Here is a 17,605-nt window from a genome sequence, read left to right as displayed (position 1 = left end):
TCTCACACGCGTCTCACACGACGGCCAGAGGCAGGGTTCCCGGTCGCACCGGCGCGGGCAGATCCGACTCCCCCATCAGGAACGCGTCGACCGCATGCGCGGCGCTGCGCCCCTCGGCGATGGCCCACACGATCAGCGAGGCCCCGCGGTGGGCGTCCCCGCAGACGAACACCCCGGGCGCGTCCGTCTGCCAGTCCGAACCGCATGACACGGTGCCACGTCTGGTCAGCGACAGGTCCAGGCCGTCCAGCAGGGCCATGTGTTCGACGCCCTCGAATCCGATCGCCAGCAGCGCCAGATCGCACGGGATCTCCATCGCCTCACCGACCGGTGTGATGATCCGGCGCCCATTCTCGTCGCGTTCGACCTTGACCTCGGCGATCTCCATGGCGCGCAGATTGCCCGTGGTGCCGTCGGCCCCGTCACCGATGAAGCGCTGCACGGCGACCTCGAACCGCCGCGCCCCGCCCTCGGCATGCGCCGGTGAGGTCCGCAGCACCAGTGGCCAGGTCGGCCACGGGCTCACGGATTCGTCACGGAGTTCCGGTGGTTCCGGGTTGTAGTCGAGCTGGGTCACCGAGATCGCGCCCTGGCGATGGGCGGTGCCCAGACAGTCCGCACCGGTGTCCCCGCCGCCGATGATCACCACATGCTTGCCCGCCGCGGACAGCTCCGAGGCGCCGTCGCCCTCACACTCCTTGTTGGCCGGCACCAGGTGCTCCATCGCGAGGTGCACCCCGTCCAGATGACGGCCCTCGACCTGGTTGTCGCGCGCGCGCAACGCACCCACCGCGAGCACCACGGCGTCGTACTCCGCGCGCAGGCGGTCCACCGTCAGGTCGACACCCACCTCGCAGTCGGTGACGAAACGCGTTCCCTCGGCCCGCATCTGGGTCAGGCGCTGGTTGAGCGTCGACTTCTCCAGTTTGTACTCCGGAATGCCGTACCGCATGAGCCCGCCGATCCGGTCATCGCGTTCGTACACGGTGACGTGATGGCCGGCCCGGGTGAGCTGTTGCGCCGCAGCGAGACCCGCAGGACCCGACCCGACGACCGCGACGCTCTTACCGGTCGAGATGGCCGAGGGCTGCGGTTCCACGGTGCCGGCCAGCCAGGCCTGGTCGACGATCGTCTGCTCGATCCGTTTGATGGTGACGCTGCCGCCGGTCTGCTCGTCGGAGATGGACAGCACGCACGCCGCCTCACAGGGCGCCGGGCACAACCGCCCGGTGAATTCCGGGAAGTTGTTGGTGGCGTGCAGCCGGTCACTGGCAGCATCCCACCTGCCGCGGCGCACCAGGTCGTTCCATTCCGGGATGAGATTGCCCAACGGACATCCCGCGGTGCCGGAGTGGCAGAACGGGATACCGCAGTCCATGCAGCGCCGCGCCTGCTGGGACACCTCGGCGGCCCGCTTGCGTGGCTCCTGCGACTCATAGACCTCGCGCCAGTCGCCGACGCGCTCATCGACGGAGCGTTTGGCCGCTTCGCGTTTGGTGACTTTCAGGAATCCGGTGGGATCAGCCACGGCTAGCCTCCATGATCGCGGTATCCACGTCGCGCCCTTCGGCTTTCGCCATCCGGGTGGCCTGCAGGACACGCTGGTAGTCGGTCGGCATGACCTTGGTGAACTCGGCGCTGCGCCGGGGCCAGTCCGAGAGCAGTGACCGCGCCACCGTGCTGTCGGTGAACTGGGCATGCCGGGCGACCACCTCGTGCAACCAGGTCAGGTCTTCGGGTTCGAGCTGCTGCAGTTCGACCATTTCGGGGTTCACCTTCGCCGGATCCAGACCCAGGACGAACGCGATCCCGCCGGACATCCCGGCCGCCATGTTGCGGCCGGTGTCGCCGAGCACCACCACGCGGCCGCCGGTCATGTACTCGCAGGCGTGATCGCCCACGCCCTCCACGACCGCCAGCGCACCGGAGTTGCGGGCGCAGAACCGCTCCCCTGCCCGTCCCCGCAGGAACACCTCACCCGAGGTGGCGCCGAACACCAGCGTGTTGCCGGCGATCACGTTGTCCTCGGGCAGGAACAGCACGTCATCCGGTGGCCGGACGATCACCCGTCCACCGGAAAGGCCTTTGCCCACATAGTCGTTGGCATCACCGACGAGTTCGAGGGTGACCCCGGGCGGCAGGAACGCGCCGATCGACTGCCCCGCCGACCCGGTGAGGGTGACATGGATGGTGTCGTCGGGCAGACCGGTGGCACCGTAGCGCCGCGTCACCTCCGCGCCGAGCAGGGTGCCCACGGTGCGGTTGACGTTGCGCACCGGCAGCTCCAGCCGGACCGGGTGGGCATCCTCCAACGCCCCCTCGGCGAGCTGGATCAGCGTCTGATCGAGCGCCTGATCCAGACCGTGATCCTGATCCCGCAGCCGTCGGCGCTGGGGCAGCTTGGCGCCGTGCGCGTCGGTCGGCTGCACGAAGATCGGACTCAGATCCAGGCCGCGGCTCTTCCAGTGCGCCACGCCCTGCGCGGTGTCGAGCATCTCCACCCGGCCGATCGCCTCGTCGAGGCTGCGGAACCCGAGCTCGGCGAGATAGGCACGGATGTCCTGGGCGATGAACCGGAAGAAGTTCTCCACGAACTCCGGCTTGCCGTTGAACCGGGCCCGCAGTTCAGGGTTCTGGGTGGCCACACCCACCGGACAGGTGTCGAGGTGACAGACGCGCATCATGATGCAGCCCGCGACGACCAGGGGCGCGGTCGCGAAACCGTACTCCTCGGCCCCGAGCAGCGCCGCGACCATGACATCGCGGGCAGTGCGCATCCCGCCGTCGCACTGCACGGTGATGCGGTCACGTAAACCGTTGAGCACCAACGTCTGCTGAGTGTCGGCCAAGCCGATCTCCCATGGCGCGCCCGCATGCTTGAGGCTGGTCAGTGGCGCCGCACCGGTGCCGCCGTCATAACCGGAGATCAGCACCACATCGGCATGCGCCTTGGACACCCCGGCGGCGACCGTGCCGACACCGACCGAGCTGACCAGCTTGACGTGGATGCGGGCCTGGTCGTTGGCGTTCTTCAGATCGTGGATGAGCTGCGCCAGATCCTCGATCGAGTAGATGTCGTGGTGCGGCGGCGGGGAGATGAGACCCACTCCCGGTGTGGAATGCCGGGTCTTGGCGACGTTCGGATACACCTTGTAGCCCGGAAGCTGGCCACCTTCACCGGGTTTGGCGCCTTGGGCCATCTTGATCTGGATGTCGGTGGCGTTCACCAGGTAGTCGCTGGTGACCCCGAACCGGCCCGAGGCCACCTGTTTGACCGCACTGCGCCGCTTCGGGTCGTACAGCCGGTCGACATCCTCGCCGCCCTCACCGGAGTTAGACCGGCCACCGATGTTGTTCATCGCGATGGCCATGGTCTCGTGCGCCTCCGCCGAGATCGACCCATAGCTCATCGCCCCGGTGTTGAACCGGGCCACGATCGACTCGACGGGTTCGACCTCCTCCAGCGCCACCGGCGGCCGCACGCCCTTCTTGAACTCGAACAGCCCGCGCAGCGCGCCGCCCTCGCGGTTGAGCCGGTTCACTTCCTCCGAGTACTGGGCGAAGACGTCACTGCGGCCGGTACGGGTCGAATGCTGCAGCAGGAAAACCACTTCCGGCGTGAAGAGGTGCAGTTCGCCGTCCCGGCGGAACTGGTACTCACCGCCCACCGACAACCGCCGGTGGGCCCGCTCGGTGGGGTTCTCCGGGTAGGCACGACGATGCCGGAATCGAACCTCTTCGGCGAGCACGTCCAGTCCGACACCGCCGAGTTGCATCGGCGTCCCGGTGAAGTACTCATCGATGACCTCACGGTCGATACCGATGGCCTCGAACGCCTGGGCGCCGGTGTACGACGCCACCGTCGAGATGCCCATCTTGCTCATCACCTTCATGACGCCCTTGCCGAGCGCCTTGAGGTAGTTGCGTACCGCGGTGGCCGGCTCGATACCGGTCAGTTCACCCTCGCGGATCAGGTCCTCGATGGATTCGAAGGCCAGGTACGGGTTGACCGCGGCGGCACCGAAACCGATGAGCATGGCGATGTGGTGAACCTCGCGGGCGTCACCGCTTTCCACCACCAGTCCGACCCCGGTGCGTTCCTTGGTGCGGACCAGGTGGTGATGCACCGCCGAGACCGCCAACAGCGACGGGATGGGCGCCTTGGTGTGGTCGGAGTCGCGGTCCGAGATCACCAGTGTGCGAGCACCTTTCGCGATCGCTTCGCAAGCCCGGGCGCGCAGGTCCTCCAGCGCCTCGGCTAGGCCCTCGCCACCGCGTTCGACGTCGTAGAGGGCGCGCAGCACCGCGGTCCGCAGGCCAGGATGTTCACCGTCGTCGTTGATGTGCACGATCTTGTTGAGCTCGTCGTTGTCGAGCACCGGCCAGCCCAGCATGATCTGGCGCACCGAGGCCGCGCTCGGCTCCAGCAGGTTCTGCTCGGGACCCATGACCCGTCCCATGGACGTGACGACCGCCTCCCGAATGGCATCCAGCGGCGGGTTGGTGACCTGCGCGAACAGTTCCACGAAGTAGTCGTAGAGCAACCGGGACCGCTGTGAGAGCACCGCGGTCGGGGTATCGGTACCCATCGAGCCGAGTGGTTCACCGCCGGAGGCCGCCATCGGGGTGAGCAGGATGCGCAACTCTTCCTCGGTGTACCCGAAGGACACCTGACGGCGTACCACAGACTCGTGATTCGGTTGCACCCGAACGCGATCGGGCAGGGTGCTCAGATCGAGCAGACCGGAATGCAACCACTCGCCGTACGCCTCGGCTGAGGCCATCTGATCCTTGATCTCGTCATCGGACACGATGCGGCCGGCCGCCGTGTCGATCAGGAACATCTTGCCGGGCTCGAGGCGTCCCTTGGCCACCACTTCACCGCTGGGGATGTCGAGCACACCGCTCTCACTGGCCAGGATGATGCGATCGTCCATGGTCCGCCACCAGCGCCCGGGCCGTAATCCGTTGCGATCCAGTACCGCACCGACGACGGTGCCGTCGGTGAACGTGACACAGGCCGGACCGTCCCATGGCTCCATCAGCGACGCGTGGAACTGCCAGAAGGCCCGGCGCTGCGGGCTCATCGTGGTGTTGTTCTCCCACGCCTCGGGGATCATCATCAGCACCGCGTGCGGCAGGCTGCGCCCGCCCAGGTGCAGCAGCTCGAGCACCTGGTCGAATGACGCGGAGTCCGAACCGTCGCGGGAGCAGATGGGCGAAAGCCGGCTCAGGTCACCGGGAATGAGGGCGCTGGCGAGTTTGGCCTCGCGGGCGTGCATGCGGTTCCGGTTGCCGCGGACGGTGTTGATCTCGCCGTTGTGGGCGACGAATCGGAACGGGTGCGCCAGGGGCCAGGACGGGAAGGTGTTGGTGGAGAAGCGGCTGTGCACGATGGCGATGGCACTGGTGCACCGTTCGTCGCGCAGGTCCGGAAAGAACTGCGGCAGCTGCATGGTGGTGAGCATGCCCTTGTAGGCCATGGTGCGGCTGGACAGCGACGGGAAGTAGACGTCCCCCGCCTCGGCGCGCTTGCGCAGCGGGTAGACCCGCCGGTCCAGGTCCAGGCCGCCTAGCCGGGTGCCGGCACGCTCAGGTGCCGCGACGAACAGCTGCGACATGTACGGCATGCAGCTGACCGCTGTGGTGCCGACATCGGCACCGGCCGGATCGACCGGAACGTCGCGCCAGCCGAGCACTTCCAGGCCTTCCTCGGCGGCGAGGGTCTCGATGCGGTCGCGGGCGGCCGTGCGCTCGACCGGATCCTGCGGCAGGAAGCAGATACCGGCGGCGAAGGTGTTCTCACCGTTCGCGTTCGGTGCGGGTAACGCGAAATCGACCACCGCGCCGAGCAGTTCCACCGGCAGCTGCAGCAGGATGCCGGCACCGTCACCGCTGTTGGGCTCGGCACCGGCCGCGCCGCGGTGTTCGAGATGTTCCAAAGCTGTCAGGCCGTCGGAGACGATGCCGTGGGTACGACGTCCGCGAATGTCGGCGATCATGGCGACGCCACACGAATCGGACTCGTTGTCCGGGTCGTACAGACCCTGTGCTTTGGGAAGTGCCGAGAACAGCAACTGACTACCTCGCAGTCTTCGAGAAGTTGTCGAGGGACTGCGTCGGCCCGAAATGTCAGTGTATCAGCGCAGACACCTGTCTACACACCGATAAACGTGGGGACCAGCGGGAACCCCGGCCAGTTACGCACGACCGTCCAGAGTGCGGCGGCGGCGACCACCGTCACCGTGGCCGCGGTGGGCATCAACTTCTGGCCGCGGCGCCACCGCACCACCAGCCAGGTGAGCAATATCGGTAGCCCGACGAGCAGGAAGACGTTGTCCACGACCGCAGCGCCGACATTGCCGGTCAACAGATCGTGGGTCATCCGCAGCCCGCCACAGGCCGGACAGTTGAGGCCGGTCAGCATCCTGAACGGGCAGCCGGGAAACAGGAACCCCGGCCGGTGCGGGTCGGCCAGACCGATATACAGCAGACTTCCGGCCAGCACCGCGCCGGTGCCGATCGCGCTGTACTGGGCGGTCTTAAGTGCCATCGCGCAGCGGGCGGCCCTGCGGGTCGCGGACCTTGTCGGTGAGCAGGAGGATGGCGTCGACGATGCCCCAGATCACCGCGCCCAAGCCGCAGGTGACGAGCCCGACCAGCAGCTGGGCGATGCCCAGGCCCGTGTAACCCAGGTACATGCGGCCGATACCGACCAGGCCGAACAGCCCGAGGAGCTGCAGCAGGCCGGCCACCACCTTTGATTTGTCCGAGAAGGGCTCGCCGGTGAGCGGGTGCCGGCCGTACGGCGCGGCCGGGTCGTAGTACGCACCCGGGTAGGCCGGGGGTGGATACGGCGGTGGGTAGGGGCCCGCTCCGGGCGGGGGCGGCGGGATGCTGCCCGGGTCGACACCATAGGGCGGCTGATCGGTCATGGCTTCAGGATGCCAGAGATCGCGGTCACTTCGGGGCAGCACGGCACATGAACCCTGAAAGGGCCCGCGGTGGCCGCGCTCTTTGTGTGCGAAGTCCTCGAATTCTGTTCTGTCAAGAGGTCTTTCGGGATCTGTGGATGGTTTGTTGGGCTGTGGATAACGTCTGATCGTGTCGGTGGTTCGTACTAGTGTTCGAGTCATGGAGGGTGTGGTCGATCTGGAGGCGGTGCTCGACAAGCTGTCGGGCACGGTCTTCGACGATGCCTCGGTCACCGAACTCCTCGACATCCAGACAGCGCTGGAGCAGGTGCACCGGCAGATTCCGGCGATCCAGCATCGGGTGATGGCGGCGGTGAAAGCCCAAACCAGCCCCGCCGACCTAGGTGCCCGTAGTTGGAAGGATGCGTTGGGGATCCGGTTGCGGCTGTCCCCGACGGAGGCTGGGCGCCGTCTGACCGAGGGGGAACTGCTGGCGCCGCGGCGGACGGTGACCGGTGAGCGGTTGGCGCCGGTGTATCCGGGTACCTCGGCTGCGCAGGCGCGTGGGGAGATCACCGGCGAGCATGTCCGCATCATCACCACGACGATGCGCAAGATTCCGTTTCGGGTGGATGAGCCGACCCGTGCCGATGCCGAGGCCCGGCTGGCCGGGTACGCCAGCGCCCATGATCCAGACACCCTGCGCCGGCTGGCCAAGCATCTGCTGGCGGTGCTGGATCCGGACGGGCCCGACCCGAATGCTGACGAGGACGCCGAGCGGGCCGAGGAGCGCCGCACGTTCGTGCTGGGTCCGCAGCGCCCCGACGGGACCAGTGACTTTCATGGCACCGTGACCGCGCAGGGCCGGGCGTATCTGGAACCGGTGCTGGGCAAGCTCGCCGGGCCGGGGATGTGTAACCCCGCCGACCAGAGGCCGTGTACCAAGGGCACGCCGTCGCAGGAGGCGATCGACGCCGACACCCGCAGCCTGGGGCAGCGTCAGCATGATGCGTTGATCACCCTCGCCCGCTACGCCCTGGCGTCGGGTGAGTTGGGTGAGCACAACGGGTTGCCGGTCACGGTGGTGCTCGGTGCTACCGTCACCGACTTCGACGAGGCGATCGGGCATGCGGTGACCGCGGCCGGTAGTCGGGTGCCGATGCGTGAGGTCATCCGTTTGGCCTCGCACTCCTTGCTGTGTCTGGCGGTGTTCGATGAGGTGACCGGGCGGCCGCTGTATTTCGGGCGGACCCGACGCTGCGCCAGTGTGGATCAGCGTCTGGTGCTCACCTACCGGGATCGGGGCTGCACCTTCCCCGGCTGCCGGGTCCCGGCCTATGGCTGCCAAACCCACCACGCGGTGCAGGATTTCGCGCACGGCGGCCACACCGATATCGACGAACTGGTGCTGGCCTGCGGCCCGCACAACCGTCTGGTCACAGACGGCGGCTGGACCACCGTCATCCGCGCCGACGGGTCCGTCGAATGGATCCCCCCACCGCTACTGGACACCGGCCAAGCCCGCACCAACCTCTACCACCACCCCGAACACATCCTGGACGAGTAGTTCAGGAATCCTCGGGCTTCACGGCCAACACCGGTTTGCGGCATTCCAGAAGTAGCTGCTGGGACACGCTGCCCAACAACAGCTTTCCGACCGGGTTGCGGTGCCGGATGCCGATCACCAACAGGTCGGCATCCGGGCTGTCCATCGCGTCGAGCAGTTCCTCGGCCGGGTCGACACCCACCGGTTGGGACACTTCGAAGAGCACACCGGACGCCTCGAGTTGGTCCCGAAGGTCCTGCAACGCACCGGACTGCGCGAACTGGGGGTCGGCGAGCGCATCACCCTTGGTCGCGTTGATCACCCGCAGCGTGGTGTTGCGCAATCGAGCCTCGATGACCGCGTGTTCCACTGCGGCACGACCGAACTGGTCCGCGGTGTATCCGACGACGATCATGACGCCGAGCCTTCCTTGAGAGCCTTCTGCTGCTGATCGGCGTCATCCTCGACGATCAACAGGGTTTCCTCGCTGCGATGCATCAACCGCAGGACCAGCGGCATGAGCAGCAGGATCGCCATGAGCACATAAGTGGCGATCGCGACCGGCTCGGTGAACAGGCTGCCCCAGTCGCCGCTGCCCAACTGCAGACTCTGGCGCAGCTGGCGCTCGATGCGCGGACCGAGGATCACGCCGATGATCAAGGGCAGCACCGGCAGACCGAACCGGCGCATCATCAACCCCAGCAGACCGAACACCAACAGCAGTGCCAGATCCAGGGGCTGCACGTTCACCGCGAACGCACCGAGGGTGGCGAAGAACAGGATGCCCGCGTACAGATACGGCCGCGGAGTGCGCAGCAGTTTCGCCCACAGCGGCGCCAACGGCAGGTTCAGCACCAGCAACAGGAAGTTACCGATGAACAGGCTGGCCACCAGCGTCCAGATCAGCAGGGGTTCCTTGTCGAACAGCGTCGGTCCGGGCTGGATACCGTAGGACACGAACGCCGTCAGCATGACCGCGGCGGTCGCGTTGGTAGGCAGGCCCAGCGACAGCATCGGTACCAGAGTGCCTGCGGCCGAGGCGTTGTTGGCCGCTTCCGGACCGGCGACACCCTCGATCGCGCCCTTCCCGAACTCCTCGGGATGCTTCGACAGTTTCTTCTCGGTGATATAGCTCAGGAACGTCGGCAGCTCGGCACCACCGGCCGGCAGCGCACCGAACGGGAAGCCGTATGCGGTACCGCGCAACCACGGTTTCCAGGACCGCTTCCAATCCGATTTGCTCATCCACGGCCGACCGACCGGGATCACGTCGGCGGGCCGGCGCCGCAGATGCGCAGCCACCCACAGCGCCTCACCGAGCGCGAAGATCGCCACCGCGATCACCACGATGTCGATACCGTCGGACAACAACGGCAGCCCGAACGTCGCGCGCGGTTGGCCCGTCAGGAAATCGATGCCCACGATGCCGATCGCCAATCCCAGGAACAGTGAGATCGCACCGCGCAATTTGGAAGACCCGAGCACGGCGGTCACCGCCACCAAGGCGAACAGCATGATCGCCAGATACGAAGGTGCACCGAGAGTCACCGCGAACCGCGATACCGCAGGCGCGAACAGCACCAGCAGCATCGTGCCGATGGTGCCGGCGACGAACGATCCGATCGCCGCGGTGGCCAACGCCTGCGCGGCGCGGCCGGCCTTGGCCATCCGGTTGCCCTCGATCGCGGTGATCACCGACGAGGATTCACCGGGCGTGTTCAGCAGGATCGAGGTGGTGGACCCGCCGTACATCCCGCCGTAGAAGATGCCGGCGAACATGATGAAGGCCGCGCTCGGACTGACGTTGTAGGTGATGGGCAGCAGCAGTGCCACCGTCATCGCCGGGCCGATACCCGGCAACACCCCGACGGCGGTACCCAGCAGCACGCCGATCACCGCGTAGAGCAGATTCATCGGGGTGGCCGCCTCGGCGAACCCCTGCATGAGCCAGTTCAGGTTGTCCATATCAGAGGATCCCGTCCAGAATGCCTGCGGGCAGCGGGATTCCGAGCCCGGAGTAGAACGCGTAGAAGCTGCCCACCGACAGCACGCCGCCGATCACCAGATTGCGGATGTAGTGCTTGCTGCCCAGCACGGTGGCCGCACCGGCGAACATCAGACCGGCCGTGATCGTCCAGCCCAGCGGTTTGACCAGGACGATGGTGGCCACGAACAGCGCGACCAGCAGCCCGACGGTGCGCCAGTCGCTGGGCATATCGGGGTCGATGTCCTCCCCAGCATCCGCTTCACCGACCGACCCGCGTGGGATCGCGACCGCCAGGATCACCGCCAGCACCAGCAGCACGAGGCCGATGAACATCGGAAAGAACTTGGGCCCCACCGGATCGACCTGCGCATAGCCACCGGGCAGGGTGAGCGCGTTGTAGATCAGGAACCCGCCGACCGCGACGAGAACGACCACCACCAGGTATTGGGCCTTGTCCACCCGGCGTGTACCAGGATCCGGGGCGCTCACAGCAGCCCCAGTCCGGTCAGGGTCGAGGACACCCGCTGGTCCTGATCCTTGAGGAACTGTTCGAACTTCTCCCCGGTCATGAACGCGTCGCTCCATCCGTTACGCACCAGGGCCTCCTTCCATGCGTCGGTGGCGTGCAGGTCTTCGAGCACCTTGACCAGCGCCTGCCTGGCGTCCTCGGAGATACCCGGTGGCGCCAGGACACCACGCCAGTTGGTGAAGGTCAGATTGATTCCCGCCTCGGTCAACGTGGGGGCATCGACGCCCTCGACACGTTCGGTCCCGGACACCGCCAGCACCCGGACCTGGCCCGCCTCGATCTGGTCCACGTACTCGCCGAGCCCGGAGGTGCCCACGGCGACCTTCCTGCCGAGCAGTGCGGTCAGCAGATCGCCGCCCCCGTCGTAGGTGATGAAGTTGACCTTGCGGGGATCGACACCGACCGCGCGGGCGGTCTCCATCGGGAACAGGTGATCGGGTCCGCCGGGCGAGGAACCACCACCGATGGTCACTTTCGCGGGATCGGCCTTCCACGCCGCGACCATGTCCTGCACCGTCTTGAACGGTGAATCCGCCGGAACCAGAATGCCTTCCTGCTCCTCGACCATCTTGGCCAGTGCGGTGGCATTCGAGGCCCGCGCCGAGGATCCGTTGGTGTACACCGCGCCGACCACCCCGAGCCCCATCATCATCATGAGGTCGCCGTTGCCCCGTTCGTTCATCAATCGGGCCATCGCCACGGTGCCGCCGGCGCCGATGACGTTGAAAACCTCGACACGCCCGGTGATATCGCGATCCTCCATGATCTTCACCGCGGTGCGGGCGGTCAGGTCATACCCGCCACCGGGGCTGTTGGGCACCATCATCCGCAGTCGATGCAGGCCGCCGGCCTGTTCGCCGCGGGTCACCCCACACGCGGTCAGCAGCAGCGCCACCGCCAGCAGCACGGCCAGTCCCGTCTTGGAACGCACGGTCATCCCCCATCGTCTCCTGTGATGTTCAGCAATACTGGACCCGCACAGTGATGCAGGTCACGCATGAGTTCGCAAAGGAAGTTGTGGTCGTTAAGTTCACGAAGCGGGTGCTGACGCTGCCGGGGCGCAGCCTGGCCGGCCAGTTCCTGCTGTTCCAGCTGGTGGTGGTGGCGGTGGTGCTGATCGCGGTGGCCGCGGTGTCGGTCGCGCAGTCCACCCGCGAGTTCCGCGATGTCCGCGGCCAGCGGATGATCGCCGTCGCCGAGAACGTGGCGTCCACCCCGATCGTGCGGGACCGTTACGCAGACCCCTTCGCCGCCCGGATTCTCGCCCCCGAGGTGGACCGCGCCGTGGCCCTGTCCGGGGCCGGGCTGGCCGAGATCCTCGATCCCGACGGCCGGGTGCGGGTGTCCACCGACCCCGCCCGGGTCGGTACCCGAATGGATCTGTCCGCCAGCCGTGCCGACGAGGGCCGGGCCTGGTTCGGCGACGGCGATATCGACGGGGTACGCAACCTGATCGGTCAGGTCCCGATCCTGGCCGCCAGTGGCGCGGTGCTGGCCGTCGTCTCGGTCAGCGAACGCTACCCGACGGTGTGGGAGCTGATCGGCGGCGCGGGCGAACGGCTGCTGCTGTATCTGAGCCTGGGTGCGCTGCTCGGTTTGGCGGCGTCGTGGCTGCTGTCGCGGCGGATCAAACGCCACACCCGCGGGCTCGAGGTGGCCGAGATCGCCGGCCTGGCCGATCACCGGGAAGCGTTGCTGCACAGCATCCGTGAGGGCGTGGTGGCGGTCAACCCCGACGGTGTGGTCACCGTGCTCAACGACAGCGCGCAGGAACTGCTCGGTCTCGGCGCCGAGGCCGTCGGGCGCCGAGTCGACGAACTCGGCCTGGAACGCGCCGTGGTGGATTTCCTGATGTCGGGTGAGGAAGGCCGCGACGTCGTCATCGCCACCGGCAAGCACGTCCTGGCCCTCAACCGGCGTGCGGCCCACAGCCAGGGCCGGCACATCGGTACCGTCACCACGATGCGCGACAGCACCGAATTGGCCGCGCTGCAGGCGCAGTTGTCCTCACACCGCAGCGTCACCGACACCCTGCGTGCCCAGACCCACGAGTTCGCCAATCAGCTGCACACCATCTCGGGGCTGGTACAGCTCGGCGAGTTCGACGCCGTCCACGAATTGGTCGGCACCCTGACCCGGCGCCGTGCACAGATCAATGATGCTGTCACCCAACGTATCTCCGATCCAGCGGTGGCCGCACTGCTGATCGCCAAGACCTCGCTGGCCGCCGAGAGCGGAGTCATCCTGACACTCGATCCGGACAGCCGGCTGCGGGCCCTGTCACCGGCGCTGGCCACCGATGTGATCACCCTGCTGGGCAACCTGATCGACAACGCGGTGGACGCCTCGGTCGGCACCACCCGGGCCGAGGTGAACGTCACGGTGTGCGACGCCGACGGCCTCACCCTCACCGTCACCGACTCGGGACCCGGTGTGCCACCGCATCTGCGGGAGTCGCTGTTCGCCCGCGGGGTGACCTCCAAGCCGGCTGGTGCGGGCGGCCTTGAGAAGCAGCGCGGTATCGGGCTGGCTCTGGTCCGGCTGGTCACCACACAGCACGGCGGACACGTCGAGATCACCGACGGTCCCGATGGCGGTGCCTCGTTCGTGGTGCGGTTGGCTCATGCGTGACGTGCTGATCGTCGATGACGATTTCATGGTGGCCGAGATCCACCGCCGCTTCGTCGACCGGATCGACGGTTTCCAGGCGGCCGGCGTGGCCCGCACCGGGGCGGAAGCGCTCAGCGCCGCCGAAACGCTGAGCCCAGATCTGATCCTGCTGGACGTGTACCTGCCCGATATGTCCGGGCTCACCGTGCTGCAACGGCTGCGTGCCTGCGGCAACCGAGTCGGCGTCATCATGATCACCGCGGCGCGGGAACTGGACACCGTCCGCGGAGCCCTGGACGGCGGCGCTGCCGACTACCTGATCAAACCGTTCGAGTTCGACCAGCTGCACGCCAAGCTGGGCGCATTCGCGGCCCGCGCCGACGCGCTGGCCGCCGACGGCGGCGCCGACCAGACGATGATCGACGCGCTGTTCAGCGGCGCCACCCCCGCCGCCGCACCGGTGCTGCCGAAGGGTCTGGGCGCCGAAACCGGCCAGCTGGTGCTCGACGCGGTCCGCACGGCCGAAGAGGTGTCTGCCGCGGAATGCGCCGACCGGGTCGGTATCTCCCGGGTGAGTGCGCGCCGCTACCTGGAGCACTACCTGGGCACCGGTCTGCTGGAACTGCGCCTGCAATACGGTGCGGGCCGCCCCGAACGCCGCTACCGGATCGCCGAATAGCGTGTCTGTGACGCGGCGGTGCCTGGCGCTGATACTGGCGACGATGATCGCCGGCTGCGCGCCGGCCACCCGGCCGGTCCCACCCGGCACCGATTCCGCCCAGGCCGAGGCGGTCATGCGGATCGTCCGCGACACCGTGACCCGGGCACACCTGAGATCGGCGATCGTGCGCGTCACGATCGGTGGCGCAGAAGTGGTCACCCGGGCCGTCGGAGAGTCGATGACCGGCGTCCCCGCCACCCCGGCCATGCATTTCCGCAACGGCGCGGTGGCCATCTCGTACGTGTCGACGCTGCTGCTCATCCTGGTGGACGAGAAGAAGGTCAGCCTCGACGACACACTGTCGACATGGTTGCCCGACATCCCGCACGCCGACCGTGTGACACTCGGCCAGCTCGCCCAGATGACCTCCGGCTACGTCGACTATGTCATCGGTAACACCGCAATGAACGATGCGCTCTACGCAAACCCGTTCCGGCACTGGACAACCCAGGAACTACTGGACTTCGCGGTGCATGAGCCACTGCGCTACGCGCCCGGCACCAACTGGAACTACGCCCACACCAATTACGTGCTGCTCGGGCTGGCTCTGGAGAAGGCCACCGGCACGGATATGCCGACATTGCTGTCCGAGAAGGTACTTCGCCCGCTGGGGTTGACGAACACCGCCGCCGCCGAGACCGCGGCGATCCCGCCACCGGTACTGCACGCGTTCAGCTCCGAGCGCCGGGCGGCACTCAAGATCCCGGCCGGCACCCCCTTCTACGAGGAGACGACGTTCTGGGATCCGTCCTGGACCATCACCCACGGCGCGATCCAGACCTCGAACATCTACGACCTGGAGGCCACCGCCGTCGGGATCGGATCGGGCCGGCTGCTGTCCGCGGAGTCCTACCGCAGGATGGTGTCCACCGAGCTGCGCGGCAAGACCCGCACGCAGCCGGGTTGCACCACCTGCGCCGAGATGACCGACGGCTACACCTATGGGCTGGGTGTCGTCATCTCCGGGAACTGGCTGCTGCAGAACCCGATGTTCGCCGGGTACGCCGCCGTGGAGGCCTACTTACCGGCGCGCAAGATCGCCATCGCGGTCGCGGTCACGTTCGCCCCGGATGCCTTCGACGATCAGGGCGATTTCCGCAACGAAGCCGAGGCGCTGTTCCGCACGATCGGCGCCGAACTCGCCCCCGAGGATGCGCCGCCGGTGCCTCCGGCGAAATAATGGCGCGCGTGGCGCCCAAGGTTCTCTTCCTCTACAACGAACACCTCGCTTCCGAAGCCCTGCTGGGCGAGGCGTTCACCGACCAAGGCTTCGATGTGCACACGTTCGAGGTGGTGCCCGCGGAGCGGGTCGACGACCCCGCCGGTGACGTGGCCTTCCCGGCTGCCGCCGACTACGACGTCCTCGTCCCGCTGGGGGCGCGGTGGCCGGTGTACGACGAAGCCCTGCGACGCACCTGGGTGGGCGGGCAGACCCGACTGCTCCACGACGCCGCCGACGCCGGCGTGGCGGTGCTCGGGGTGTGCTTCGGCGGCCAGCTGATCGCCCAGGCCTTCGGCGGCACCGTCGCGCGGGCCCCGATCGCCGAGATCGGCTGGACCGAGATCAGCACCGACCAGCCCGACCTGGTGCCCGGCGGCGCCTGGTTCGAATGGCATTTCGACCGCTGGACCCTGCCGCCCGGGGCCGTCGAGGTGGCCCGCACCGCCAACGCCTCGCAGGCGTTCGTCCTCGGGCGGGCCCTGGCGCTGCAGTTCCACCCCGAGATCGACCACCGGCTGCTGTCGCTCTGGCTCGCCGAGGACCGTGACGGCGAGGTCATCGGCCACGGCCTCGATCACGACGAAATACTCTCCAGGACAAAAGAATTGAAGGACGACACCGCCAAACGGGTGCGTGGCCTGGTGGACGGTTTCCTCAGGCACGTGGCACGTCAGCCGTGCCCCAGCTCGTGAGCCAGCGCGGCCTCGATACCCGGGCGGCGGAACCGGTGCCCGAGGCGCTGCAGCGCGACGGGCAGGACCCGCTGGTCGGCCTCCGCGAGTTCCCGCACACCCTGCTCCCCCAGCAGTAGCTTCGGCCCGAGCGACGGCACGGGCAGCAGCGTCGGCCGGTGCAGCACCTGCCCGAGCGCGGCGGTGTAGTCGGCATTGGTCACCGGCTCGGGTGCCACCGCGTTGACCGGTCCGGCGAGCCGGTCGTCGTAGAGCGCGCGGTAGTAGATGTCCAGCAGATCGTCCAGACCGATCCACGACAACCATTGCGCGCCGCTGCCCAGCCGGCCGCCCAGCCCCGCCGCGAACAGCGGCCGCAGCAGTCGCAGCGTGCCACCCGCGCTGGACTGCACCACGCCGGTGCGGACGTTGACCACACGCAGCCCCGCCGCGGCGGCGGGGCCGGTCGCGGCCTCCCAGTCGGCGACGACATCGGCCAGGAAACCCGCGCCGCGATCGCTGGTCTCATCCAGCGGCTCGTCGCCGCGGTCGTAGCCGTAGAAACCGATCGCCGAAGCGCTGACGAAAGCCTGCACCCCGGATGTCCGGGCGGCCAGTTCGGCCAGGGCACGGGTCGGGCCGATCCGGCTGTCGCGGATGGCCGTGCGATGCCCGTCGGTGAACCGGCCCGCGATGGAAGCACCGGCCAGATGTACCACCGCGTCCACCCCGGCCAGCAGGCTGGTGTCGGGCTGGGACGGATTCCATTGGCGCTCATGGGATCCGGCGGGCCGATGACGCACCAGCCGGATCACCCGGTGACCACCGGAGGCCAGGAAGGCCGCCAGCGCCGAACCCACCAAGCCACTGGCGCCGGTGACTGCGATGACCAGCGCTCCCGTGCCCGATGCCGCCGCGTCACGGTGTGCGGCCAGGTCGTCGGCGAGCTGAGCGTGCCGGTAGACGAACATCGGCCGCAGCGCGGCCGCCGGCACCACCGTCTGCACCGTGTCGGACACTCGCGTCGCATCCGGTCCGGTCGCGGCGAACTCGTGGACGTGCCGCCACTGCCCGATCGCCCGCGCCGGCCACGAGCGCAGACCGTCGGAGTCGAGGGTGTCGACGAAACAGTGTGGTGGGTCATATCCGGCGGGGTCGTGGCGGGCGACCCAGCGCAGGCCACCCGGCAGTCCCAGTACCGCCCGGCCGTCGGCGAGTGACGGCGTCTCGGTGACCACCGTCATCGGCTGCCACGGCGGTACCAGCCGCCGCATCGCACCGGGGCGGGCGTGCCAGGCGAACACCGTGTCCAACGGATGGTCGACGACGCTGTCGTATTCAATGCCCATCTTCCATGCCCATCTCTGATTTGCCACCTCCGCAGCCGGGGTACCCACCACAGATC

Annotated in this window: 14 protein-coding genes; 5 read left to right on the top strand and 9 right to left on the bottom strand. The window is 67.9% G+C overall.

The window, feature by feature from the left end:
• Positions 1–13: 13 nt before the first annotated feature.
• From FHU31_RS22350 to FHU31_RS22335, 4 genes are all read right to left on the bottom strand, one after another.
• Positions 14–1,528: a glutamate synthase subunit beta gene (locus tag FHU31_RS22350; protein WP_167162550.1), complete on the bottom strand. Its 1,515-nt coding sequence runs from the start codon at positions 1,526–1,528 to the stop codon at positions 14–16.
• Positions 1,521–6,077, bottom strand: coding sequence for a glutamate synthase large subunit (gene gltB / locus FHU31_RS31635; protein WP_167162548.1), 4,557 nt, complete (start codon positions 6,075–6,077; stop codon positions 1,521–1,523). Before gltB ends, FHU31_RS22350 begins: the two co-directional genes overlap by 8 nt.
• An 80-nt stretch (positions 6,078–6,157) precedes the next feature.
• Complete coding sequence (locus tag FHU31_RS22340) at positions 6,158–6,553, bottom strand: DUF2752 domain-containing protein (protein ID WP_167162546.1); 396 nt, start codon at positions 6,551–6,553, stop codon at positions 6,158–6,160.
• Positions 6,543–6,935, bottom strand: a complete 393-nt coding sequence (locus FHU31_RS22335) for an NINE protein (protein WP_167162544.1) — start codon at positions 6,933–6,935, stop codon at positions 6,543–6,545. The genes FHU31_RS22340 and FHU31_RS22335 overlap by 11 nt, the downstream gene beginning before the upstream one ends.
• 199 nt (positions 6,936–7,134) lie before the next feature.
• Between FHU31_RS22335 and FHU31_RS22330 the strand changes: the two genes are divergently transcribed.
• Positions 7,135–8,481, top strand: a complete 1,347-nt coding sequence (locus FHU31_RS22330) for an HNH endonuclease signature motif containing protein (RefSeq protein ID WP_167162542.1) — start codon at positions 7,135–7,137, stop codon at positions 8,479–8,481.
• A gap of 1 nt (position 8,482) precedes the next feature.
• Here FHU31_RS22330 and FHU31_RS22325 read toward each other — a convergent pair whose 3' ends face one another.
• From FHU31_RS22325 to FHU31_RS22310, 4 genes are read right to left on the bottom strand one after another with little or no spacing between them, the layout of a single operon-like run.
• A complete protein-coding gene (locus FHU31_RS22325; protein ID WP_167162540.1) occupies positions 8,483–8,875 on the bottom strand; it encodes a universal stress protein in 393 nt (130 codons plus the stop codon).
• Positions 8,872–10,425: a tripartite tricarboxylate transporter permease gene (locus FHU31_RS22320; protein WP_167162538.1), complete on the bottom strand. Its 1,554-nt coding sequence runs from the start codon at positions 10,423–10,425 to the stop codon at positions 8,872–8,874. Before FHU31_RS22320 ends, FHU31_RS22325 begins: the two co-directional genes overlap by 4 nt.
• A gap of 1 nt (position 10,426) precedes the next feature.
• Positions 10,427–10,906 carry a tripartite tricarboxylate transporter TctB family protein gene (locus FHU31_RS22315; protein ID WP_263987737.1) on the bottom strand — a complete coding sequence of 160 codons (480 nt, stop codon included), beginning with the start codon at positions 10,904–10,906 and terminating at the stop codon, positions 10,427–10,429.
• Between the two features lie 26 nt (positions 10,907–10,932).
• Entirely contained in the window at positions 10,933–11,913 is a 981-nt protein-coding gene (locus FHU31_RS22310) for a Bug family tripartite tricarboxylate transporter substrate binding protein (protein WP_167162534.1), read from the bottom strand.
• 47 nt (positions 11,914–11,960) lie between these two features.
• Between FHU31_RS22310 and FHU31_RS22305 the strand changes: the two genes are divergently transcribed.
• From FHU31_RS22305 to FHU31_RS22290, 4 genes are read left to right on the top strand one after another with little or no spacing between them, the layout of a single operon-like run.
• Positions 11,961–13,607 carry a sensor histidine kinase gene (locus FHU31_RS22305; RefSeq protein WP_167162533.1) on the top strand — a complete coding sequence of 549 codons (1,647 nt, stop codon included), beginning with the start codon at positions 11,961–11,963 and terminating at the stop codon, positions 13,605–13,607.
• Positions 13,600–14,265 carry a response regulator gene (locus FHU31_RS22300; RefSeq protein ID WP_167162531.1) on the top strand — a complete coding sequence of 222 codons (666 nt, stop codon included), beginning with the start codon at positions 13,600–13,602 and terminating at the stop codon, positions 14,263–14,265. Before FHU31_RS22305 ends, FHU31_RS22300 begins: the two co-directional genes overlap by 8 nt.
• Positions 14,266–14,308: 43 nt before the next feature.
• On the top strand, positions 14,309–15,487 hold the full coding sequence (locus tag FHU31_RS22295; protein ID WP_167162529.1) for a serine hydrolase domain-containing protein: 1,179 nt from the start codon (positions 14,309–14,311) through the stop codon (positions 15,485–15,487).
• The gene (locus FHU31_RS22290; protein WP_167162527.1) at positions 15,487–16,221 is read left to right on the top strand and encodes a type 1 glutamine amidotransferase; all 735 of its coding nucleotides are present in this window, start codon (positions 15,487–15,489) and stop codon (positions 16,219–16,221) included. Before FHU31_RS22295 ends, FHU31_RS22290 begins: the two co-directional genes overlap by 1 nt.
• Here FHU31_RS22290 and FHU31_RS22285 read toward each other — a convergent pair.
• Positions 16,200–17,549 carry a TIGR01777 family oxidoreductase gene (locus FHU31_RS22285; protein WP_167162525.1) on the bottom strand — a complete coding sequence of 450 codons (1,350 nt, stop codon included), beginning with the start codon at positions 17,547–17,549 and terminating at the stop codon, positions 16,200–16,202. The two genes, FHU31_RS22290 and FHU31_RS22285, sit on opposite strands and share 22 nt — an antisense overlap.
• Between the last annotated feature and the right edge of the window lie 56 nt (positions 17,550–17,605).

The sequence above is a fragment of the Mycolicibacterium fluoranthenivorans genome, from assembly GCF_011758805.1.
Taxonomy (GTDB): Bacteria; Actinomycetota; Actinomycetes; order Mycobacteriales; family Mycobacteriaceae; genus Mycobacterium; species Mycobacterium fluoranthenivorans.
This window is presented reverse-complemented; position numbering and strand designations above follow the sequence as displayed.